We start from the raw sequence: 21,409 nt of genomic DNA on the forward strand, positions 1-21,409 counted from the left end.
TCGTCTGGAAAAATACTGCCGTCCGGCCGGCTCGTTTTTGAGCTATCGCAAACACCCTGACGATTGCAGGTGTCATCACACTTCCAGCGCCAAGGAGGCAGAATGGCCAAGGTCGACACATCGCTGGTTGCGCATTTGCCGCTGTTTGGAGGCGTCAAACCGGAGGACCTCGAGGAGATCCTGCGCGAGGCCCGCTCGGTGCGCTATCCCAAGAACAGCGCCATTTTCGAGCAGGGCGCGGACGCGCAATCCTTCTTCCTGCTGCTGCACGGCCATGTGCGCGCGGCCAAGACCACACCGACCGGCGAGCAGATCGTGGTGCGCTACGTCGCGCCGGGCGAGACGTTCGGTCTCGCGATGGCGATCGGCGCCGCGCGCTATCCGGCCACGGCGATCGCGGTCGACGACAGCGTCGCACTGATCTGGCCGACTTCGGCCTGGCCGCGGCTGGTCGAGCGATTTCCCTCGCTTGCTGCCAACACGCTCCAGACCGTCGGCACACGGCTCCAGGAGAGCCACACCCGGATCCTGGAAATGTCGACCCAGCAGGTCGAGCAGCGCGTCGCTCATGCGCTGCTGCGCCTCGCCAAACAATCCGGCAAGAAGCTCGACCACGGCATCGAGATCGATTTCCCGATCAGCCGCCAGGACATCGCACAGATGACCGGCACCACGCTGCATACCGTGAGCCGCATCCTGAGCGGCTGGGAACAGCAGGGGCTGGTCGAAAGCGGCCGTCAGCGCATCATCCTGCGCGATCCCCATGGGATCGTCGTGCTGGCGGAGCGGAGCCCCGACAGCGGCGCGGCATAGGGCTAGTGGTGAGGGTCGCTTCCGCTTACGGCGAAAGCGCCCCTCACCCGGGAATCCGCGCGCGGCCCGCGCGAATTCCAGACCGGTTCACGCCGGCACGCGGTCGCACAGCGCGGCGAGGAATTTGTCGCGATCGATGCCATGCTCGCGGCAGGCGTCATCGACCGTGTGGAAGGTTGCGATCGGACAGCCCACGCAAGCCATCCTGAAGGCGAGAAACACGCGGATCGTGTGCGGCGCCGTGCGCATGATGTCATCGACCAGATCGTCGGATCCAAAAGGCATGGACAACAACTCCGTTCCGAAACCACGTTAGCGGAGCGGGCGGCGGTTTCTTTGTTGGAGCGCAAGCTACCTTGTCATTCCGGGGCGCGCGAAGCACAAGCCCGGAATCCATCGTACAGCAAGCCAAGAGGTGAAATGGATTCCGGGCTCGCGCCAAGGGGCGCGCCCCGGAATGACGGAAAGAGAGACTACACTGCCCGGCTATGCAGCTGCTTCGCCGGATCCAGATGCGCGTCGAAAGCGGCCGCGACGCTGCGCACGAGAAAGCGCGAGTCCTTTGCGACTGCGAGGCGGTCGCCGTCCAGTCTCACGACGCCGTCGGAAATCAGCGGCTTCAGACGCGACGCAGATTTCAGCATTGCCCCGGCTTCTGCGCCATGACGCGCGCAGATGTCGCCGAGATCGGCGCTGAACTCGCACATGATGCGTTCGATGATATCGGCGCGCAGCCGGTCGTCGTCGGTGAGCCCATAGCCTTTCGCGGTGGCCAAATGACCAGCGCCGATGCTCTGCGCATAGGCGCCGATCTGCACCTCGTTCTGGACATAGCCCTGCGGCAGATGTCCGATCGCGCTTGCGCCGAAGCCGAGCAGAACTTCGCCCTTGTCGGTGGTGTAGCCCTGAAAATTGCGCCGCAGCTTGCGTTGCTCGAAGGCCACAGCCATGGAATCGCCGGGTCGCGCGAAATGATCGAGCCCGATCTGCACGTAACCGGCCTCCTTCAACGCATTGGCAATCGCGCAGGCCTGGTTGTGGCGCGCAAGGCCGTCGGGCAGCACGGCCTCGTCGATCATGCGCTGGTGCTTCTTGAAAGCAGGCACATGCGCGTAGCCGAACACCGAGAAGCGGTCGGGCCCAAGCTCGAGCGAACGTCGTACCGTATCCAGGCACGAGGCAACGGTCTGGTGCGGCAGTCCGTAGATCAGATCGAAATTGATCCCGTTGACGCCGGCGCGCTGGAGCATGTCGACGACGGAAGCCGTCTGCTCAAAACTCTGCACCCGGTTGATCGCGCGCTGCACGACCGGGTCGAAGCTCTGCACGCCCAGGCTCGCGCGATTGACCCCGGAGAGCCGCATGGCCTCGACCATGTCGGCCGTCAGCGTGCGGGGATCGATCTCGACCGCAATCTCGGCCGACGGCAGCACGAAGAACGATTGCCGCATCGCCGCCATCAACTCGGCAAAAGCCTCCGGCGCCATGATCGTCGGCGTACCGCCGCCGAAATGGATGTGCTCGACCTTGATACGCCGGCCGATCGTCTCGGACACCTGCGCGATCTCGCTGCGCAGCGTACGCAGATAGGCCGCGATGAGACCGTCTCGACGAACGATCTGGGTATGGCAGCCGCAATACCAGCACATCTCGCGGCAGAACGGCACGTGCAAATAAAGCGACGCGCTGGCCGCCGCCGGGAGCTCCGCCAGCCACCGGGCGTAGGCAGCCGCGCCGATCGCCGGCGAGAAATGAGGTGCGGTCGGGTAGCTCGTGTAGCGCGGCAGTCGTTCCTCGCCGTAGCTCGCCGCAAGATCGGCCCTCATATCCTACCCATTCGTCAATCAATGCTGCGCAGCGGGGCGGCGCATCCCGGATGGCACGAAATTACCCGTTTTCGGGTGCGAAACCTTGCGCTCGCTCAAAGTCCGAGCACGGGATCGGAGCCATGGTGATATTTGATTGTTGCCCTCTGGAGACAGGTTATGGCGTCGTTCGCGCTCGATCTCGTTCTGTGGCTCACCGGTGTTCGCGGCCATATCCCGCGCTTTGACGATTTTCGTCCCGTCCCCACGACGCCCACCGTTGGCGCCAGCCACCTGGTACGCGTAATGGTCATCACGGCCGCCGTTCTCGCCGCGCTGTCGCTCGCGGTTTGGGGCACGGTCTGGGTTGCGATCCAGTTGCTCTAGTCGACAACAATCCATTCACAATAAACGCAATTGAACATGCGAACGATTTGCGGCCGAGGCGGCTGACGTCGGGCGCCATCGCGTCTTTGGTATCGCCGATGCGATCTACGACAAGCTCCCAAGGATTCTACCGGAGGCGAATACGGCAAAAGCTTGTCGCAGCGCAAACACGGTTGCCGGGATCGGCGCACACTGCATTCCGTCATCAAGACCATTTCAGATGAAGGATGCTTCCGATGTTCACCCGCCGAGCCGCATTGATCAGCGCCGCCGCCACCGCCCTGATGCTGGCGACACCCGCCTTGGCTGCCGACGATCTCAAACTGCCGCGCCAGAAGGTCGAGCTGGTCGCTCCGCCGCTCGTGCATGCGCATGAGCAAGCGACCAAGCAGGGCCCCAAGATCGTGGAGTTCACGCTCACGATCGAGGAGAAGAAGGTCGTCATCGACGAGAAGGGCACCACCTTCCAGGCGATGACCTTCAACGGCTCGATGCCGGGTCCGATGATGGTCGTGCACGAGGGCGACTACGTCGAAACGACGCTGGTCAATCCCGCATCCAACTCCATGCCGCACAACATCGACTTCCATTCCGCGACCGGCGCGCTCGGCGGCGGTGCTCTCACGCTGGTCAATCCCGGCGAGCAGGTCGTCTTGCGCTGGAAGGCGACCAAAACCGGCGTGTTCGTCTACCATTGCGCACCGGGCGGCCCGATGATCCCCTGGCACGTCGTCTCCGGCATGAACGGCGCCGTGATGGTGCTGCCGCGTGACGGCCTCAACGACGGCAAGGGCCACCCTCTGAAATACGACAAGATCTACTATGTCGGCGAGCAGGACATGTACGTGCCGCGCGACGAGAAGGGCAATTTCAAATCCTATGAATCGCCCGGCGAAGCCTTCACCGACACCGAAGAGGTGATGAAGAAGCTGATCCCCTCCCATGTCGTGTTCAACGGCAAGGTCGGCGCGCTCACCGGCAAGAATGCGCTGACCGCGAACGTCGGCGAGAACGTGCTGATCGTGCATTCGCAGGCCAATCGCGACAGCCGTCCGCATCTGATCGGCGGCCATGGCGACTATGTCTGGGAGACCGGCAAGTTCTCCAACGCGCCGGAGACCGGGCTCGAGACCTGGTTCATCCGCGGTGGCTCGGCGGGAGCTGCGCTGTACAAGTTCATGCAGCCCGGCATTTACGCCTATGTCACGCACAATCTGATCGAGGCCGCCGACCTCGGCGCCACCGCGCACTTCAAGGTCGAAGGCAAATGGAACGACGATCTGATGACGCAGGTGAAGGCCCCTGCCGATATCCCGCCCCCCAATACCAACTAGACGCGACGAGGGGCCGGTGATGACCGGCCCCTTTTCCTTGGGGAACGACCATGCTGATCGCATTCAAGCTGAAACTGCTGCTCGCCTGCGCCGCCGGGCTCGCGGGGCCGATCGCGGTAGCGCCGCTGGTGTCGGACATCGGGACCCACGGCACGGCGGCGGAGCCTGCCATCGTCAGGGTCGCGCCAGGCAGCCTGTCCTATCGCGAGGCCGGCGATTTCACGCGTGCCGGGCAGCAGGCGGAAGCGCCGCTGCGCGCGATGCGCTTCGAGAGGCCGCTGCACATCATGCGGCATCAGGTCTCGTCATCCGACTATCAGATCTGCGTGCAGGAGGGAGCTTGCCGCGCGCTTGATCGCGGCGTGGCCGTCGCCTCCGATCGACCCGCGGTGCAGGTGAACTGGCACGACGCCCAAGCTTATGCGGGTTGGCTCTCGCGCAAGACCGGTCACAACTACCGCCTGCCAAGCGACGCGGAATGGGCCTTTGCGGCCGGTTCGAGATTCAGGGATGACGGCCTTCCGGTGGACGCAGCAGATCCATCGAAGCGCTGGATCGGCCGCTACGAGCGTGAGTCCGAACGCGACCTCTTCGACACGACGGTCTATCCGTTCGGCAGGTTCGGTGTGAACGAGCACGGCATTCAAGATCTCGCCGGCAACGTCTGGGAGTGGACCTCGACCTGCTTCGTGCGCTCGCGCACCGACGTGGCCGGCAACACCGGCAAACCGACCGTGAACTGCGGCGTGCGTATCGCCGAAGGTGCGCACCGCGCCTATGTCACGGATTTCATCCGCGACGCCCGCGCCGGCGGCTGCGCGCAAGGCGTGCCGCCCGCCAATCTCGGCTTCCGCCTGGTGCGCGAGGAGCCGTCGTGGGTCGCAAGCGTGTCGGCGCGGTGGAGTCGGGCATAGTCGGTTAAGTCGTGATGCGATTGAGGTGGCAATGTGCCCGCTGCCTCCACAATGTCGTCCTGGCGAAAGCCTGGACCCATAGCCACCAAGCAAAGTTTGGCGAAGACTCGCGTTGACAGCCCATGGGACTATCGCCGACCGCGATCGATAGACCTCGCGGTATGGGTCCTGGCCTTCGCCAGGACGACACCGAAGATGTGGTCACGGCGGCGCCAAGCTGAAACGAAAATGGCCGGAGCGAAGCCCCGGCCATTTCGCGATATTTGCAACCGCCTTACGTGTTCTTCAGTGCGACGCGGAATTCGGCTTCGGTCTTGGCCTTGACCTCGTCGAGCGAGACGCCGTCGGCGAGCTCGATCAGCGCCATGCCTCCGCTGCCGTGTTTGTCGATGGTGAAGACGGCCAGGTCGGTCACGACCATGTCGACCACGCGCTCGCCGGTCAGCGGCAGATTGCACTGCTTCAGGAGCTTTGGACCGTCCTTGGCCGAATGCTCCATCACCACGACCACGCGCTTGACGCCGGCAACGAGATCCATCGCGCCGCCCATGCCCTTGACCATCTTGCCGGGGATCATCCAGTTGGCGAGATCGCCGTTCTGGGCCACCTGCATGGCACCGAGGATCGACAGATCCATGTGGCCGCCACGGATCATGCCGAAGGAATCCGCGCTCGAGAAGTACGAGGTGGACGGCAGTTCGCTGACGGTCTGCTTGCCGGCGTTGATGAGATCGGCGTCCTCTTCACCCTCGTAGGGGAACGGGCCCATGCCGAGCATGCCGTTCTCGCTCTGAAGGCTGACGTCCATACCGTCCGGGATGTAGTTCGAGACCAGCGTCGGGATGCCGATGCCGAGATTGACGTAATAGCCGTCACGCAGTTCCTTCGCGGCGCGCGCAGCCATCTGTTCACGGGTCCAGGCCATGTGTATCTCCTGATACGCTTAAGCGGCGGTGCGCGGGCGGGTGTTGCGGAATTCGATGCGCTTCTTGGCCGTTCCGACCTCGACGATGCGCTTGACGAAAAGACCGGGCGTGTGGATGTGGTCGGGATCGAGTTCGCCGGCCGGAACCAGATGCTCGACCTCGGCCACCGTGACCTTGGCGGCGGTCGCCATCATCGGGTTAAAATTGCGCGCGGTCTTGCGATAGATGAGGTTACCTGCAGTGTCGCCCTTCCAGGCGTGGACGATGGCGAGATCGGCGAACAGGCCGCGCTCCATCAGGTATTTCTGCCCGTCGAATTCCTTCACTTCCTTGCCTTCGGCGATCAGCGTGCCGACGCCGGTCTTGGTGTAGAAGGCCGGAATGCCGGCGCCGCCTGCGCGAATGCGCTCGGCCAGCGTGCCCTGCGGATTGAATTCGAGTTCCAGCTCGCCGGCGAGGAATTGCTGGGCAAACAGCTTGTTCTCGCCGACATAGGACGAGATCATCTTCTTGATCTGGCGGGTTTCGAGCAGGCGGCTGAGGCCAATGCCGTCGACGCCGGCATTGTTCGAGACCACCGTCAGGTCCTTGACGCCGGAGTCGCGGATCGCGTCCGACAGCGTCTCGGCGATGCCGCAGAGGCCGAAGCCGCCCGACATGATCATCATGCCGTCTTTCAGAACGCCCTCGAGAGCCGACTTGGCGTCGGGATAGACCTTGTTCATGCAAATAACCTTCGAGTGAACCTTCGGCTTGCAGGCGTCGCGCCTTATTGGCGGCGATTATTAGGCGAAATCGTCCGAAGCCGTCAATGATACGGGGTTCTCCGCTCCGCCGCTGGGTGATAGAAGCTGCCCAAGCCGTGGGCGCAACCGTTGCCGTGGCCTTGAAAGCGACAAGAAAACCCATCAAGTTGCGGCACTTAACACAATAGGTCTTGGGCGTGGGGCGCGCAGGTTTCCCGGCCCGCCTTCTGGCTCCAGCGACAACTCGATCAGGACATGCCATTGACCATGGCCCAAGGAATGAAGCGCCTCGGGACGCCGATCGCGGCGCTGCTCGGCGTGGCGCTCATCGCCCTGATCGCGACCTCATGGCTCATCAACCGCGACGCGCTGCGCAAGGCGGTGGAAACGCAGATCCGCGACGTCACGGGGCTCGAGGTCAATGTCGCAGGCGCGATCGATATTTCCGTGCTGCCGGCAAGCTACATCTCCTTCCATGACGTCGGTCTGAAGGGCGGCGGCACCAGCGACCCCGCGCTCCGTGTCGACGTGCTTACCGCGAACCTGCGGCTGCTGCCGCTGTTGCTGCAACGGTTCGAGATCGCCGACCTGATGCTGCTGCGGCCGCGCATCCATGTCAGCCTGAAGCCGGACGGCGAAAGCAACTGGACGCCGTTCATCCAGACCATCGCGCGCACCATGAAGCCCGGCGCCGAGAATCAAGTGTCGTTCTCCGAGATCCGGATCCAGGACGGCGTGCTCAACTACGAGGACGCCGCCACGCACGGCACCGAGAAGTTCGAGGACATCGACCTGTCGCTGGCCTGGCCTTCGATCTCGCGCTCCTTCGCCGCGACCGGACAATTCGACTGGCGCGGCGAACGGGTTGACGGCTCGATCAGCTTTTCCGATTTCGTCGCCGCCCTCTCCGGCGAGCGCTCGGGGTTGAAGGCACGGATCGCGAGCGCACCGCTCAAGCTCGCCTTCGACGGCAGCGTCGCCAACCGCACCAGCCCGATGATGGAGGGCACGCTCACCATCGACAGCCCGTCCTTGCGCAACGCGCTGCGCTGGACCGGACAACCGCAGCCCGCCAGCGGCGGCTTCGGCCGCTTCGCGCTGAAGGCGCGGGCCAATGTCGTCGGCGCCTCGATCGCGCTCACCAACGTCAATGTCGAGCTCGACGGCAACACCGCCGAGGGCGTGATGACCTACGCGAATAACGGCCGGCAGACGCTGCAGGCGACGCTCGCAGCCGACGCGCTCGACTTCACACCCTATATCTCGACCTTCCGCCTGCTCGCGAGCGGCGCGCGCGACTGGAACAGGCAGCTGTTCGATCTCAACGCCCTGTCGACCACCGACCTCGACATGCGCCTGTCGGCCGCCAAGCTGACGGTCGGGGCGTCCAAACTCGGCCGCACCGCGATCGGCGCGAATCTACGCAACGGCACGCTGGCGCTCTCGGTCGGCGAGGCCCAGGTCTATGGCGGCATCGCCAAGGGCTCGTTCGGCATCGCGCGCTCCGACACCGTCGCCGACATCAAGGCGCAATTCCAGTTCACCGACGTCGATCTTCAGGCCTGCGCCTCCGAGCTGTTCGGTATCAACAAGCTGTCCGGGCGCGGCAACATCAACGTTTCGCTCCTCGCGTCCGGCTCGAGCCCGTTCGGCCTCGTGCAGTCGCTCGACGGCAGCGCCACCGTGACCGGGCATGACGGCGCGATCGCGGGCTTCAATGCCGAGCAGCTCCTGAAGCGGCTTGAGCGGCGGCCGCTGTCCGGCGGCGGCAATTTCCGCAACGGCTCCACCCCTTACGACAATCTCACCATCGCGGTGAAGTTCTCCGATGGCGTGGCCACCGCCGAGGACATCCGCGTCGAGGGACCTGCGGCGAAGATCACGATGACCGGCACCGCCTCGGTGCCGGCGCGCGAATACGACATGAAGGGCGTGGCCAGCCTCAACAGTGCGTCGGGGTTCGAATTGCCCTTCGTAGTGCAGGGCCCCTGGGACGACCCCCTCGTCTTTCCCGATCCGGAAAGCCTGATCCGCCGCTCGCCGGCCTCTGCGCCCCTGCTCGACATGCTGAAAGACCGCAAGCCGGGCGACGCGGTGCGCTCCGCCATCGAGCGCATCACCGGCACCGGAAAACGTCCCGCACCGGCCGAAGCGCCGACGGCGGAGAACGCCAAGGAAGGCGCGAAGTCCAATTAAGGACGGCGATCATGCGGCACCAGCCGATCGGCGCGAATTGATCAGGGCGCATCGATGCGGCGATTGGATCGATGCGCCCATTAAGCATCTCCTCTCGCCCGACACCCCCACGACCTATGTCTGACAACAAGCCGCTAGATCGGACTACCGCCATGCGCTAGTGTTTTATACGACCGGTTAAAAACACCGGCCGTTTGAGGGAGAAAAACGTGAAATCCAAGGTTATTGGCGCAGTATCACTGGCGGTCGCTGCGGCCGGGCTGTTTGCAGCCGCTGCACCCGCATTTGCGCAGCAGAAGACGATTACGGTCTGGTGGGGCAAGGGCTTCTACCGCTCCGAAGACGACGCGCTGCTCGACACGATCAAGAAGTTCGAAGCCAAGACCGGCATCAAGGTCGAATTGTCGCAGTACGCGATCCAGGACATGATTCCGAAGACGGTGGCCGCACTCGATTCAGGCACCGTGCCCGATGTTGCCTATTCCGACACCTACGACGTGCAGGTGCAGGGCAAGTGGGCCTACGAAGGCAAGCTCGAGGACCTCTCCGAGATCATGGAGCCGATCAAGGATCGGTTCGTGCAGAACACGCTGGATGCGTCGATCCTCTACAACGACGTCACCAAGAAGAAGGCCTATTATGGCTTCCCGCTGAAGCAGCAGAGCATGCATGTCGAGATCTGGAACGACATGTTGGAGAAGGCCGGCTTCAAGCTCGCCGACATCCCGACGGACTGGGCGGGCTACTGGACGTTCTGGTGCGACAAGGTGCAGCCGGGAATCCGCAAGGCCACGGGCCAGCGCATCTATGGCGTCGGCCAGCCGATGGGCGTCGAATCCACCGACGCCTTCCAGTCGTTCTACACCTTCATGGACGCCTACCACGTCAAACTGGTCGACGACGACGGCAAGCTCACGGTCGACGATCCCAAGGTGCGCGAGAACCTGATCAGCGCGCTGAAGGACTACACCGACACCTATATCAAGGGCTGCACGCCGCCGTCCTCCACGACCTGGAAGGATCCGGACAACAACGTCGCCTTCCACAACAAGACCATCGTGATGACCCACAACTTCACGATCTCGATCGCGGCGAAGTGGTTCGAGGATTCCCAGAATCAGTCTCTGACGCAGGAGCAGCGCGACGCCGGCAAGAAGGCCTATGGCGAGGACATTATCACCGCGTCCTTCCCGAAGGCTCCGGACGGTTCGACGATCCGCTACCGCTCGGACGTCAAGACCGGGCTGGTCTTCTCCGTGGCCAAGAACAAGGCCGAGGCCAAGCAGTTCATCGCCTTCCTGCTCCAGGAAGAGAACGTCCGCCCCTATATCGAGGGTGCGCTCGGCCGCTGGTTCCCGGTGACGAAGGAAAGCCAAGAGAGCCCGTTCTGGCAGGCCGACCGGCATCGCAAGGCGGTCTACGCGCAGTTCAAGGGCGGCACCGCCCCGTTCGACTTCACCAAGAACTGGAAGTTCACCATCCTGAACAACGAGAACGTCTGGGCCAAGGCGATGAACCGCGTGGTCAGCGAGAAGGTGCCGGTGGACAAGGCGGTCGACGAGCTGATCGCCCGCATCAAGGCGGTCGCGGGCTGATCCCGGACTGCAATAAGGTATATGCTAATACCGGTCGCGGCTCTCCGCGACCGGTTGCTTTCGGTGGGTATGCGATATGGCGATCACACTTTCCGGCTCAGACACAATTCCGGCCCCTCCCCTGTCGGCGCGCCTGACCACGCAGCAGGTCTGGGGCATCTTGCTGCTTGTGCCCTATCTACTCGTCTTCCTGGCCTTCGTCCTCTATCCCGTCGGCTACGGCCTGTGGCTGGCGCGCGATCCGGCGAACTATGTCGCGCTGTACAACGACCCGATCTTTGCGCGCGCCGCGGTCAACACGCTGATCTTCCTGGTCATCGGCATCAACGTGAAGATGCTGATCGCGCTGTTCCTGTCCGGCTTCTTCGCCCAGCAGCGCCCCTGGATCAAATGGCTGTCGGTGATCTTCATCCTGCCCTGGGCGGTGCCGTCGATCCCGACCATCCTGTCGGTCCGCTTCATGCTCAATCCCGAATGGGGCATGGTCAACCATTTCATCTTCTCCCTCACCGGCGATGACGGCCCGAACTGGCTGAACGATCCGACGGTCGCGCTGACCATGGCGATCGCCGTGCATATCTGGAAGTCGCTGCCGTTCTGGACGCTGATCCTGCTGACCGGGCGGCTCGCGATCGCGCAGGACCTGTACGAGGCGTCCGAGGTCGACGGCGCCAGTCCGTGGCAGAAATTCCGCTTCATCACCTGGCCGTCGATGCAGATGCTCTACGTCACCTGCACGCTGCTCTCGATGATCTGGACGCTCGGCGACTTCAACAGCGTCTATCTGCTTACCGGCGGCGGGCCGGCCGACCTCACGCATGTGCTGTCGACGCTCGGCATCCGCTATCTCCGGCTCGACCAGCTCTCGCTCGCGATGGCCTCCATCGTCTGCGCGATACCGTTCGTGCTGCCGCTGATGTACTTCATGATGAAACGGTTGTCGCGATGAAGCTTCCCACCCTCCGCGAAGTTGGTACCGAAGCCAAGCTCCTGCTGATCGGCATCCCGGTCTTCATCTGGACCATGATTCCGATCTACCACATGTTCCTCTTCGCGATCTCGCCGAAGGAGGACGCGTTCTCGGGCAAGCTGTGGCCGGATCATCCAACGCTGCACAACTTCCACATCGTGTTCTACCAGGAGCACTATTTCCTGCGCGACTTCTGGATCCAGTTCTGGAACTCGACTGTGATCGCACTGGCCGCCGGCGCGCTGACCTTGTTCATCGCGACCGCCGCCGCATTCTCGATCTCGCGGCTTAAGGTGCCGGGCGGCCGCTGGGTGATGAATCTCGCGCTGTTCACCTACTTCATCCCGGCGGCGTTCCTCGCCGTGCCGATGTACCGCACCATGGGCAATTACGGCCTGCTCAACAATCACTGGTCGCTGATCCTGGCCATGGTGACGATCGCCTCGCCTTACGCGATCTGGGTGCTGAAGCAGGCGTCCGACAAGCTGCCGGTCGAGCTCGACGAGGCCGCCGTGATGGACGGCGCGACCACGCTGCAGCTGTTCCGCCTGGTCTATGTGCCGCTGATGATGCCCTCGCTGGTCGCGATCGGTACCTATGCCGTGCTGCTGGCCTGGAACGAATATCTCTACGCGTTCCTGCTCTTGTCCAAGGACACCGACATCACGCTACCGGTCGCGCTCGGCAACTTCCTGGCCGCCGACGACTCGCCGTGGGAGCTGTTGATGACCACCGGCTTCATCTACGCGCTGCCGCCGGCCGCGGTCTATTACGCCTTCAAGCGCTACATGGTGGGCGGGCTCACGGCGGGTGCGGTGAAGTCCTGACGAAGCAGGACGGATCGGGACGCCCCAAGCCCGGCGCTTGAGCAGGCCAGCGGACAATTGCCAGTTGTCCGCGCCTGCTCTAACTTGCAGCCCGCAAAGCCAGCGGGCTCATCATGCGCAGCAACGATGCACTCCACCTCGGCCTGATGCTCGGGGCGCTCGCCGCGTCCTATCTGGTGCCGTTCGAGCTGTTGCTGCTGGCCTATGTCGTGCTCGGCCCGGCGCACTATTTCACCGAGATCTCGTGGCTGCATGATCGCAGCTACTATCTGCCTCACCGCGGGATTGCCGCTGTCCTGGCGATTGTCGCCGTGGTCGCGGCCCTGATCGACAACGCGTCCTGGTTCGGCTTCGCAATGTGGGGCGCGCTGGTCGTGTGTGCCATGCTGGCGGCCACCACCTCGGCGATTGAAAGTATGCTGCTGTTCATGGCGGCCATCGCGCTGTCCGCGATCATGTATTCGAGCGGGTCGTCCCTCGCGGTCATCGGCATCCTGATTCCGACCCTGATCCACGTCTGCCTGTTCACGCTGATCTTTATGGTGCTCGGTGCCTACCGGTCCGGCAGCCGCGTGCAGGCCGCGCTGGTGGCCGTCTACGTCGTCGCGCTCGCGACAATTCTGCTGCTGCCGCCGACCGCCGAAGTCCGGATCACGAGCTTTGCCCGCGTCGGACAGGATTACTTCGGCAATGTCGGCCCGGCCCTCGGCCGGCTGTTCGGCGTGCCAGGTCTCGTCCTCGACACCAGGCTGACCAGCCTGCTCGCGTTCGTCTACACTTATCATTATCTCAACTGGTTCATCAAAGCCGACGTGATCCGCTGGACCGCTGTGCCAAAGGCGCGCCTGGCGGCGATGGCCGGCGCCAGCGCCGTCTCGACCGCGCTGTACTTCTACGATTATGCCTTCGGCTTCACCTTCCTGCTGGCAGTAAGCCTGATCCATATCCTGCTCGAATTTCCGCTCGACAGCCTCGCGCTGCGGCAGCTTGGATCCGCCGTCCACGGGGCGGTACGCGCGCGGTACGCAGAGCCCGCCGCGGCCTCCGGGACACGATCGCGTTCTACTGGCGCCAAAGCTGTGAAACGTGCATCCCGATCACACTGATTATCTCACCGCGCTCTTGCGGCGATACGCGATCAGCAGCGCGATCGTCGAACCGATGAAATAGCCGGCGGTGGCGCCTGAGATAGCGCGGCCGACGATGATGGCCAGCGCACGATCCCCCGCATCGATCGCCGAGATCACGCCGACCGCATATTGCGAGGCGAAGACAATCAGGTTGCGGACCAGACCAATTGGACTGCCCGGACGGATGATCTGCCCGGTCGCGTGATCCACGTCGAAAGGGCGCGGCGTCAATACACCTAGTGGCAGCAGCGCGAGTGCGGCCACGAACCATGCGACCAGCGGCCATGCGCTGTCCTGATGCCCGAAGCCGATCCGAGACATCCCCCAGACGATGAACACCACTGGCACGATCAGCGCACGCCAGATCGGCGTCGTGCGCGGCTGCATTGCCTGCACACCTTGCCAGATGAGATAGGCAAGCAGTGCGAAGACCCATACCGGGGTATGCACCAGGACCTGATAGGCGAACGTCATCATCGCCTCCCCTCTCAAAGCGGCGCAGCGCTCTCGCCCTGCGAACTCGACAGTTTCGAGGCGAGCGAGGCGATCACGATGACGACCGCGATCAAGGCGATCACCAGCGTGGAGATCGCGTTGATCTCGGGCTTCACCCCCAGCCGCACCTCCGAATAGATCCGGATCGGCAGCGTCGCCGAACCCGGGCCGGTGGTGAAGCTCGCGATCACGAGATCGTCCAGCGACAGCGTGAAGGCGAGCATCCAGCCGGCGACGATCGCGGGCGCGATCAGCGGCAGCGTCACGGCCACGAACGCGCGCACCGGGTCGCAGCCGAGGTCCATCGCGGCCTCTTCCAAGCTGCGGTCGAGCGAGCCGAGGCGGGACTGGACGACGACGGCGACGAAGCACATCGTCAGCGTGGTGTGCGCGATCGTCACCGTCCAGAAGCCCCGCTCGGCGTTCAGCGCCACGAACAAGAGCAGCAGCGACAATCCGGTAATCACCTCCGGCATCACCAGCGGCGCGTAGAGCATGCCGGAGAACAGGGTGCGGCCGCGAAACCGCTCGCCGCGCGACAGCGCCAATGCGGCGAGCGTGCCGAGCAGGGTCGCAATGGTCGCCGAGGAGGCCGCGACGCGCAGGCTCATCCAGGCCGCCTCGATCATGGCACGGTCATTGAAGAACTCGTGATACCAGCGCAGCGACCAGCCGCCCCACACCGTCACCAGCCGCGAGGCGTTGAAGGAATAGATCACGAGGATCAGGATCGGCAGGTAGAGGAAGGCCAGGCCCAGCGCGAGCGAGGCGACGTTGAAGCGTGAAAGGCGGGAGACCTTGCGCATCGCCTCACCGCCCCTGTTCCAGCTGCCGCTTCTGCAGCCGCTCATACAGCAGCAGCGGGACCAGCAGCACCACCAACAGCACGATGGCCGCGGCCGAGGCGACCGGCCAGTCCTTGTTGGTGAAGAATTCGAGCCACAGGGTCTGGCCGATCATCAGGGAATTGGAGCCGGCCAACAGATCCGGAATGACGAACTCGCCGACGATCGGGATGAAGCACAGCAGCACGCCGGCGCCGACGCCGGGCAGCGACAGCGGGAAGGTGACGAGCCAGAACACCTGCCAGCGCGGCGCGCCGAGATCGGAGGCGGCCTCCTCCAGCACCGGCTCCATTTTGGCCAGCGTGGCGTAGAGCGGCAGGATCATGAACGGCAGGTAGGAATAGACGATGCCGATATACATCGCGCTGTCGGTGGAGAGCCATACCACGGGTTGGCTGACCAGATGCAGCGCCAGCAGGATCTGGTTGAGCAGGCCGTCATGCTGGAGGATGTTGATCCAGGCATAGATGCGGATCAGGAACGAGGTCCAGAACGGCACGATCACGAGTACCATCGCCACGGCTTGCCAGCGCGCCGGCAGCCGGGCCATGCCGTAGGCGATGGGATAACCGATCAGGAGCAACAGCGCCGTCGCGGTGACCGCGACGGTGAGGCTACGCACATAGGCGAACACGTAGATGTCGTCGGAGACGAGCAGCCTGAAATTGTCGATCGACAACGCGGCAAAGGCGGCCTTCAGCGCCCCCCATCCCGCCATCAGATCGAACACCGGCTCGTAAGGCGGCTGCGCGATCGCCGTCTGCGACAGGCTGATCTTCAGCACGAAGCCGAACGGCACCAGGAAGAAAAGCACCATCCAGACATAGGGCGCGATCGCGGCAAGGCGAGCCGGTCGCGCAAAAATGCGGCGCGCGCTCATGAGGGCAGCACCATGCAGTCGTCAGGCGTGAACCAGGCGACGACCGGCTGGTTCAGGCTGTAGGCGTCGACGTCAAGGCGCGCGCTGTTGGTGACCGAGGCCTGCAGCATCCCTCCGGCATCGAGCTTCACCTTGTAAGTGGTGGTTCCGCCGAGATAGCAGATGTCGGCGATCACGCCGTCCAGCTGGTTGATCGCCGTTTCATGACCGGCTTCCCTCACCGGACCACGGCGCGACAGCTTGATCTTCTCGGGGCGGATCGCAACCGATAATCTGACCTCACCGAACGGCCCGCGCGGCTCCGCCACCACCAGCGGTCCCGCATCACGCGTGCCTATGACCAGACGATGACCGTCGCGTAATTTGGACTCGGCGTCGAACAGGTTGATGTCGCCGACAAACTCCGCGATCCAGCGCGAGCGTGGCGCCTCGTAGAGTTCACGGGGACTCGCGACCTGCGCCAGCTTGCCGTCCCTCATCACCCCGATCCGGCTCGCCATCGTCATCGCCTCTTCCTGATCGTGGGTGACGATGATGAAGGTCATTCCGAGCCGGCGCTGCAGCTCCATCAGCTCGCCTTGGGTGTTTTCGCGCAGCTTCTTGTCCAGCGCTGCGAGCGGCTCATCGAGCAGCAGCAACTGTGGCCGTCGCGCCAGTGCGCGCGCCAACGCCACGCGTTGGCGCTGGCCCCCGGAGAGCTGGTCGGGCTTACGCTTCTCGAGCCCATCGAGCTTCACCAGCGCGACCATCTCCGCCACACGCATGGCGATGTCTGCGCGCGCCATGCCGGCGCGCTTCAGGCCGAAGGCGATGTTGTCGCGCACCGACAGGTGCGGAAACAGCGCGTAGTTCTGGAACATCATGTTGATCGGCCGCTCATGCGGCAGCGCCTGCGCGATGTCCTTGCCGCCGAGCAGGATGCGCCCTTGATCCGGCGCTTCGAAACCGGCGAGCATGCGCAGAAGCGTGGTCTTGCCGCAGCCGCTGGGCCCGAGCAGTGCAAAGAACTCGCCGGCCTTGATGTCGAGCGACACGCCGTCGACGGCCCGGAAGGTCCCGAACGTCTTGGCGACGCCCTCGATGCGCAGCAGCGGCTCGCCGGCCGCGAACTGCGTCTCTCCGACCGCATCCGCAGCAGCGTCTGTTCTGGGCAACTCGTCAGTCATGGTCCCTGCCAACCCCAATCCCGCCGCACGCTAGCGGCCGATCGTCCCTCACTCAACCGGTTAGACGCGGTTCGTTCACATCCCATTCGCCATGAACGCTGCCAGCGCATCGCATTCCTGCGCTGACATCGTCAGGCCGAGCTTGGAGCGGCGCCACAGGATGTCCTCGGGAAAACGCGCCCATTCGTGGGTCATGAGATAACGCACCTCGGCCCCGGTCAGTTCGGGACCGAAGGCGGGGCCGAGATCGTCCCGGGTCTTCGCCTCGGCAAGCACGGCCGATAGCCGCGAGCCATAGGCCGCGACGAGGCGCTGGGCCTGTGTCTCCGAGAGAAAGCGCCAGCGGTCACGCGCAAGATCGACCTCGGTGTCGAAACGGTCCGAGGCAAAATCTCCGCCCGGTAGCGCCGCGCCTGCGGTCCAGGGCGGCGACATCGGATAGAACGGCGTCAACTTCGTCACCGCACGCTCCGCCCGCAGGCGCGAGGTGGTGACGTCACCGCCGAACATCGTGATCAGCGGCGCCTTGCGCCGGCGCGCGTGGAACAGCGTCGTGCCATCACGCCGGCGCGCGGACGCCAGCGTCAGGTTGACGCCGGAGACCGCGCGCACCACGTCGGTCGGGGCAACGCGCTCGCGGAAATAGCGGCTGGCCGCTTCGCAGAGATAGCCGATGTCGGCCCCCGGCATCGCGACGATCGCGGGATCGCCGGTGAAATCGTGCGTGACTGTGCCGATCAGCGTGAAGTCGCGCTCGAAAGGGCTCGCGAAGATCAGCCGGCCATCGCTGTTCTGGAAGACGTAGACGTTATCGGAATCGAACAACCGCGGGACGACGATCTGGCTCATCTGCATCGCCGCCATGGCGGGTTGCGGCTGCCGCAGCACGGTCTCCGCGACCATCGACGTCCAGCCGCCGGTGGCGTTGGCCAGTGCCCGGGCCGTGATCGTGCGGCGATGACCGCGGTCGACCACCGCGAGCCGCCAAGTGTCGGTTCGATCGGCACGCACGCAGCGCGCTCCAGTCCGAATCACGGCGCCGCGCTCGGTCGCATCCAGTGCCGTGAGCACCACCAGTCGGGAATCGTCGACGACGCAGTCCGAATATTCGAAGGCCGTGCCGAACGGTCGTTTCAGCGCGTTGCCGACCGGATGATGCGTGATGTCGAGGGTCGCCGTTGCAGGCAGGCCGCTCCGGCTTGTGAGGCTGTCGTAGAGCAGCAGGCCGACGCGCAGCAGCCATGGTGGGCGCTCCTCGGAATGCGCCGGGATCACGAAACGCATCGGCCGAACCAGATGCGGCGCGATCCGGATCCAGGTCCGGCGCTCGGCCAATGCCCGGCGCACCCGTCGGAAGCCGCGCCGTTCCAGGACCGAGAGATCGCCGTGGATCAGCCGTGGTGTTGCCGAGGACGCCGCGCCGCCCAGATCGCCCTGCTCCAACAGGATGACCCGCAGGCCGCGGCCGGCGGCATCGCGCGCGAGGCTGACACCGTTCAGGCCGCCGCCGATGATCGCAAGATCGTAATCCGCCATGAAGCCGTCGAATGGGAGCGAAAGAAACGCCCACCATCACTAGAGCCATTTCCGTTCCGATGAAATCGGAACGGGGCTCTAGATTCTAGTTTGGCGCGTTTTCTTGACGCGAACCGGCATCTACTTCGCTCGAAAACGCTCTAGCCGGTCTTGAGCGCAAGCTCCATGACTTCGGCGCGACCGACGAGGCCGGCATATTTCCCGATCGGCAGGGGCTTGCCGAGCAAATAGCCCTGCACGCCGTCACAGCCTTCCGCGGCGAGGAAGGCGAGTTGTTCCAGCGTCTCGACGCCCTCGGCGACGATCGACATTTCCAGGCCATGGCCGAGGTCGATCACCGCGCGCACGATCGCCGCCGATTGCGGGTTGCGGCCGAGATTGATGATGAAGGCGCGGTCGATCTTGATCTTGTCGAACGGGAACGCCTGGAGATAGCTCAGCGAGGAATAACCGCTGCCGAAATCGTCCATGGAGATGCGGACGCCGAGCGCCTTGAGCCGGCGCAGCAGCGCCAGACCGCGATCGAAGTCCTCGATCAGCACGCCCTCGGTGATCTCGAGCTCGAGCCGGCCGGGTGCAAGACCCGTCTCGAGCAGGATGGAATGGACGAGCCCGACCACGTCGCCGTGCATGAACTGCGCCGGCGACAGGTTGACCGCGATCTGAAGCGGCGTCGGCCAGGACGCGGCCTCGCGGCACGCCTCGCGCAAGATCCACTCGCCCATCTCGACGATCAGGCCGCTTTCCTCCGCGATCGGAATGAATTCGGCCGGAGAGACCTGGCCACGCACCGGATGCTGCCAGCGTGCCAGCGCCTCGAAGCCGATGATCTCGCTCTCGGCGACGCTCTGGCCCGCAGCTCCCTGCGGCTGGAAGGCGAGCGAGAGCTCGCCGTTCTTGATCGCCATCGAAAGGTCCTGGTGCAGTACGCGGCGATCGCGTATCTGCTGGTCCATCTCCGGCTGGAACAGGCTGATCGTGCCGCGCGATTTCTGCTTGGCGCGAAACAGGGCCGCGCCGGCATTGGCGAGCAGCGAGGCGGCGTCGGCGCCGTTGTGCGGGAAGATCGACATGCCAGTGGTGACGCCGGCGCGAACCGGGCGGCCGTCGATCTGGAATTCCTTGGCGACGGCATCACCGATCTGCTGCGCCAGCGCGAGACCTGCCTCCGGCTGCTTACCGTCAATGATCAGGCCGAACTCGTCGCCGGACAGGCGCGCCACAACACCGCCGCGCGCGGAGTCCTGCAGCCGCTGGGCCACCTCGACCAGGAGCTTGTCGCCGTGCGCATGACCGAAGACGTCGTTGACCTCCTTGAGGCCGTCGAGATCGACGCAGAGAACCGCGAACTCCTCGCCGGTGCCCTCGCAGGCCTCGATCATCTGGGTCAACGCCTGCAGGAAAGCGGCACGGTTCGGCAAATCGGTGAGGCCGTCGTGATAGGCCATGTGCGCCATGCGCGACTCGGTCTGCCGGCGATCGGTGACGTCCTCGTGGGTCTTGATCAGATATTGCGGCTCGCCGGTGTCGCTCAGCACGGTGGCGCGGCGGGTGAGGAACAGCCGCAGCCCGTCCTTGGTGGAGATCGGGTGCTCTTCGGTGATCATCCCGCGCTTCTTGATCGCGGCTTCGTCGCGCGCGATGATCAGCTTGGCTTCCTTGGGATTGAAGATGTCGGAGGCGGTCAGGCCCGTGGCTTCCTCGCGCCTGCGGTTGAGAATCGTCTCCGCGCTGCGGTTGGCGAGCAGGTAGCGGCCGTCCTTGACCTGCTCGACGATCAGGGCCACCGGGATGTTGTCGACCACGAGCTCCAGGAACTTCTTCGTGCTCTCCAGCTCCTTCGACAGCGAGCGGCGATCGGTGATGTCCTCGAACACGAGCATCAGGAATTCGGGCTTGTTGCTCTCGTTGCGGACCACGATCCGGATCGAGGCAACCATGCGCCGCTCACCGGCGCGGTCAACCTCGAATTCGTTGCGAAATTGGCCGTCCTGCGAATCGAGTGCCGCCCGGTCGGTCGCCTCGATGCTGTCCGCCGAGACTGGCGCAAACAGCTCGCGCGCGTTCTTGCCGACGACATGGTCGCGCGAGAAACCCCAGAACCGCTCATAAGCGCTGTTGGCGAAGATGTAGCGACCATCCTCGATGTTCTTCGCGGCCACGCAGGCCGGCACGTGGTCCAGCAATGTTTCCAGGAACTGCTTGGTGGAGGCGAGCTGCCGCGACAGCCTGCGCTGCTCGCTGACGTCCAGATGCGTCGTCACCGAGCCGCCATTGGGCAGCACGAAATATTTCACCAGGATGGCCCGCCCGTCCGGCAGTTCGGTGATCAAGCCGTTGGTGCTTGCCGCCTTCTCGTAGAACTCGTCGTTGGAGGCGCCGCCGAGCACACCGCGCTTGCGTCGCAGCTCGAGGAGTTCGTAGCCGTTCATGTTGGCCCAGAGATCCGACCGCGCCAGGCCATAAAGCTCGATATAGCGGTCGTTGCAGAAGATGATGCGCCGCTGCGCATCCGTCATCACCACGCCCTGGTTGAGATTGTTCATCGCGGAGGAGACGAAGGCATTGCGCCGCAGCTGCAGACGCCTGGTCCAGCGCAGCGAGGAATGGATCCACAGCGCGATCGCGACGAGGAACGAGCAAGTCACGACGCCCGCGATCAGGGCTTCCCAGATCACGTTGGGATCAAGCTCGCCGAGATAGCTCGGAGGGGTGAAGCTGTCCGAGAGGGCAAAGGCGCGCGCAGGCGCGACCGCTGCGGCCAGGCACACGGCGGCCTGCATCGCAATCGGAAGCGCGCTGCCCGCGTGCCAGTTCTTCTCAGCCATCAGCCACCCGCGATTT

The 21,409-nt window shown here is 64.2% G+C and carries 19 protein-coding genes; 9 read left to right on the plus strand and 10 right to left on the minus strand.

Going from position 1 to position 21,409, the window contains the following annotated elements:
- Nucleotides 1-102: 102 nt before the first annotated feature.
- On the plus strand, nucleotides 103-813 hold the full coding sequence (locus tag AC0L3C_RS21250) for a Crp/Fnr family transcriptional regulator (RefSeq protein WP_027570385.1): 711 nt from the start codon (nucleotides 103-105) through the stop codon (nucleotides 811-813).
- A gap of 87 nt (nucleotides 814-900) precedes the next feature.
- Here AC0L3C_RS21250 and AC0L3C_RS21255 read toward each other — a convergent pair whose 3' ends face one another.
- Together AC0L3C_RS21255 and hemN are read right to left on the minus strand one after the other, a co-directional pair.
- Complete coding sequence (locus tag AC0L3C_RS21255) at nucleotides 901-1,098, minus strand: DUF1858 domain-containing protein (protein ID WP_007596228.1); 198 nt, start codon at nucleotides 1,096-1,098, stop codon at nucleotides 901-903.
- 188 nt (nucleotides 1,099-1,286) lie between these two features.
- Nucleotides 1,287-2,639, minus strand: coding sequence for an oxygen-independent coproporphyrinogen III oxidase (gene hemN / locus AC0L3C_RS21260; protein ID WP_473408895.1), 1,353 nt, complete (start codon nucleotides 2,637-2,639; stop codon nucleotides 1,287-1,289).
- 159 nt (nucleotides 2,640-2,798) lie between these two features.
- Between hemN and AC0L3C_RS21265 the strand changes: the two genes are divergently transcribed.
- The 3 genes from AC0L3C_RS21265 to AC0L3C_RS21275 all read left to right on the plus strand — a co-directional run bounded on the left by AC0L3C_RS21265 (nucleotide 2,799) and on the right by AC0L3C_RS21275 (nucleotide 5,253).
- Nucleotides 2,799-3,005, plus strand: a complete 207-nt coding sequence (locus AC0L3C_RS21265) for a hypothetical protein (protein ID WP_473264857.1) — start codon at nucleotides 2,799-2,801, stop codon at nucleotides 3,003-3,005.
- A 236-nt stretch (nucleotides 3,006-3,241) separates the two neighbouring features.
- Complete coding sequence (gene nirK, locus AC0L3C_RS21270) at nucleotides 3,242-4,339, plus strand: copper-containing nitrite reductase (protein ID WP_473408896.1); 1,098 nt, start codon at nucleotides 3,242-3,244, stop codon at nucleotides 4,337-4,339.
- A 50-nt stretch (nucleotides 4,340-4,389) separates the two neighbouring features.
- Complete coding sequence (locus AC0L3C_RS21275) at nucleotides 4,390-5,253, plus strand: SUMF1/EgtB/PvdO family nonheme iron enzyme (protein ID WP_473408897.1); 864 nt, start codon at nucleotides 4,390-4,392, stop codon at nucleotides 5,251-5,253.
- 274 nt (nucleotides 5,254-5,527) lie between these two features.
- Here AC0L3C_RS21275 and AC0L3C_RS21280 read toward each other — a convergent pair whose 3' ends face one another.
- Together AC0L3C_RS21280 and AC0L3C_RS21285 are read right to left on the minus strand one after the other, a co-directional pair.
- Nucleotides 5,528-6,178: a CoA transferase subunit B gene (locus tag AC0L3C_RS21280; RefSeq protein WP_007596236.1), complete on the minus strand. Its 651-nt coding sequence runs from the start codon at nucleotides 6,176-6,178 to the stop codon at nucleotides 5,528-5,530.
- Between the two features lie 18 nt (nucleotides 6,179-6,196).
- Nucleotides 6,197-6,904, minus strand: coding sequence for a CoA transferase subunit A (locus tag AC0L3C_RS21285; protein WP_007596238.1), 708 nt, complete (start codon nucleotides 6,902-6,904; stop codon nucleotides 6,197-6,199).
- Between the two features lie 288 nt (nucleotides 6,905-7,192).
- Between AC0L3C_RS21285 and AC0L3C_RS21290 the strand changes: the two genes are divergently transcribed.
- From AC0L3C_RS21290 to AC0L3C_RS21310, 5 genes are all read left to right on the plus strand, one after another.
- The gene (locus AC0L3C_RS21290; RefSeq protein WP_473408945.1) at nucleotides 7,193-9,121 is read left to right on the plus strand and encodes an AsmA family protein; all 1,929 of its coding nucleotides are present in this window, start codon (nucleotides 7,193-7,195) and stop codon (nucleotides 9,119-9,121) included.
- A gap of 209 nt (nucleotides 9,122-9,330) precedes the next feature.
- Nucleotides 9,331-10,716, plus strand: coding sequence for an ABC transporter substrate-binding protein (locus tag AC0L3C_RS21295; protein WP_473264860.1), 1,386 nt, complete (start codon nucleotides 9,331-9,333; stop codon nucleotides 10,714-10,716).
- Nucleotides 10,717-10,792: 76 nt separating this feature from the next.
- A complete protein-coding gene (locus AC0L3C_RS21300) occupies nucleotides 10,793-11,665 on the plus strand; it encodes a carbohydrate ABC transporter permease (RefSeq protein WP_473264861.1) in 873 nt (290 codons plus the stop codon).
- Nucleotides 11,662-12,513: a carbohydrate ABC transporter permease gene (locus AC0L3C_RS21305; RefSeq protein WP_106942006.1), complete on the plus strand. Its 852-nt coding sequence runs from the start codon at nucleotides 11,662-11,664 to the stop codon at nucleotides 12,511-12,513. The genes AC0L3C_RS21300 and AC0L3C_RS21305 overlap by 4 nt, the downstream gene beginning before the upstream one ends.
- A gap of 113 nt (nucleotides 12,514-12,626) precedes the next feature.
- On the plus strand, nucleotides 12,627-13,619 hold the full coding sequence (locus AC0L3C_RS21310; protein WP_473408898.1) for a hypothetical protein: 993 nt from the start codon (nucleotides 12,627-12,629) through the stop codon (nucleotides 13,617-13,619).
- Here AC0L3C_RS21310 and AC0L3C_RS21315 read toward each other — a convergent pair whose 3' ends face one another.
- From AC0L3C_RS21315 to AC0L3C_RS21340, 6 genes are all read right to left on the minus strand, one after another.
- Nucleotides 13,620-14,117, minus strand: coding sequence for a DUF6622 family protein (locus tag AC0L3C_RS21315; protein WP_473281124.1), 498 nt, complete (start codon nucleotides 14,115-14,117; stop codon nucleotides 13,620-13,622). It abuts the gene before it with no gap.
- A gap of 14 nt (nucleotides 14,118-14,131) precedes the next feature.
- The gene (locus tag AC0L3C_RS21320; RefSeq protein ID WP_473408899.1) at nucleotides 14,132-14,944 is read right to left on the minus strand and encodes an ABC transporter permease subunit; all 813 of its coding nucleotides are present in this window, start codon (nucleotides 14,942-14,944) and stop codon (nucleotides 14,132-14,134) included.
- 4 nt (nucleotides 14,945-14,948) lie between these two features.
- Nucleotides 14,949-15,863 carry an ABC transporter permease gene (locus AC0L3C_RS21325; RefSeq protein WP_063994799.1) on the minus strand — a complete coding sequence of 305 codons (915 nt, stop codon included), beginning with the start codon at nucleotides 15,861-15,863 and terminating at the stop codon, nucleotides 14,949-14,951.
- On the minus strand, nucleotides 15,860-17,029 hold the full coding sequence (locus AC0L3C_RS21330) for an ABC transporter ATP-binding protein (protein WP_473264865.1): 1,170 nt from the start codon (nucleotides 17,027-17,029) through the stop codon (nucleotides 15,860-15,862). The genes AC0L3C_RS21325 and AC0L3C_RS21330 overlap by 4 nt, the downstream gene beginning before the upstream one ends.
- 75 nt (nucleotides 17,030-17,104) lie before the next feature.
- Entirely contained in the window at nucleotides 17,105-18,565 is a 1,461-nt protein-coding gene (locus AC0L3C_RS21335) for a glycerol-3-phosphate dehydrogenase (protein WP_473408900.1), read from the minus strand.
- Nucleotides 18,566-18,705: 140 nt separating this feature from the next.
- Nucleotides 18,706-21,393, minus strand: coding sequence for a sensor domain-containing protein (locus AC0L3C_RS21340; protein WP_473408901.1), 2,688 nt, complete (start codon nucleotides 21,391-21,393; stop codon nucleotides 18,706-18,708).
- Nucleotides 21,394-21,409: the final 16 nt, after the last annotated feature.

This window comes from Bradyrhizobium sp. WSM4872 (genome assembly GCF_055811715.1).

Bases quoted from the DNA above. Each gene is read 5' to 3' on its own strand.
- AC0L3C_RS21250 (WP_027570385.1), top strand. From the start codon at position 103: ATGGCCAAGGTCGACACATCGCTGGTTGCGCATTTGCCGCTGTTTGGA.
- AC0L3C_RS21255 (WP_007596228.1), bottom strand. From the start codon at position 1,098: ATGCCTTTTGGATCCGACGATCTGGTCGATGACATCATGCGCACGGCG.
- hemN (WP_473408895.1), bottom strand. From the start codon at position 2,639: ATGAGGGCCGATCTTGCGGCGAGCTACGGCGAGGAACGACTGCCGCGC.
- AC0L3C_RS21265 (WP_473264857.1), top strand. From the start codon at position 2,799: ATGGCGTCGTTCGCGCTCGATCTCGTTCTGTGGCTCACCGGTGTTCGC.
- nirK (WP_473408896.1), top strand. From the start codon at position 3,242: ATGTTCACCCGCCGAGCCGCATTGATCAGCGCCGCCGCCACCGCCCTG.
- AC0L3C_RS21275 (WP_473408897.1), top strand. From the start codon at position 4,390: ATGCTGATCGCATTCAAGCTGAAACTGCTGCTCGCCTGCGCCGCCGGG.
- AC0L3C_RS21280 (WP_007596236.1), bottom strand. From the start codon at position 6,178: ATGGCCTGGACCCGTGAACAGATGGCTGCGCGCGCCGCGAAGGAACTG.
- AC0L3C_RS21285 (WP_007596238.1), bottom strand. From the start codon at position 6,904: ATGAACAAGGTCTATCCCGACGCCAAGTCGGCTCTCGAGGGCGTTCTG.
- AC0L3C_RS21290 (WP_473408945.1), top strand. From the start codon at position 7,193: ATGGCCCAAGGAATGAAGCGCCTCGGGACGCCGATCGCGGCGCTGCTC.
- AC0L3C_RS21300 (WP_473264861.1), top strand. From the start codon at position 10,793: ATGGCGATCACACTTTCCGGCTCAGACACAATTCCGGCCCCTCCCCTG.
- AC0L3C_RS21305 (WP_106942006.1), top strand. From the start codon at position 11,662: ATGAAGCTTCCCACCCTCCGCGAAGTTGGTACCGAAGCCAAGCTCCTG.
- AC0L3C_RS21310 (WP_473408898.1), top strand. From the start codon at position 12,627: ATGCGCAGCAACGATGCACTCCACCTCGGCCTGATGCTCGGGGCGCTC.
- AC0L3C_RS21315 (WP_473281124.1), bottom strand. From the start codon at position 14,117: ATGACGTTCGCCTATCAGGTCCTGGTGCATACCCCGGTATGGGTCTTC.
- AC0L3C_RS21320 (WP_473408899.1), bottom strand. From the start codon at position 14,944: ATGCGCAAGGTCTCCCGCCTTTCACGCTTCAACGTCGCCTCGCTCGCG.
- AC0L3C_RS21325 (WP_063994799.1), bottom strand. From the start codon at position 15,863: ATGAGCGCGCGCCGCATTTTTGCGCGACCGGCTCGCCTTGCCGCGATC.
- AC0L3C_RS21330 (WP_473264865.1), bottom strand. From the start codon at position 17,029: ATGACTGACGAGTTGCCCAGAACAGACGCTGCTGCGGATGCGGTCGGA.
- AC0L3C_RS21335 (WP_473408900.1), bottom strand. From the start codon at position 18,565: ATGGCGGATTACGATCTTGCGATCATCGGCGGCGGCCTGAACGGTGTC.
- AC0L3C_RS21340 (WP_473408901.1), bottom strand. From the start codon at position 21,393: ATGGCTGAGAAGAACTGGCACGCGGGCAGCGCGCTTCCGATTGCGATG.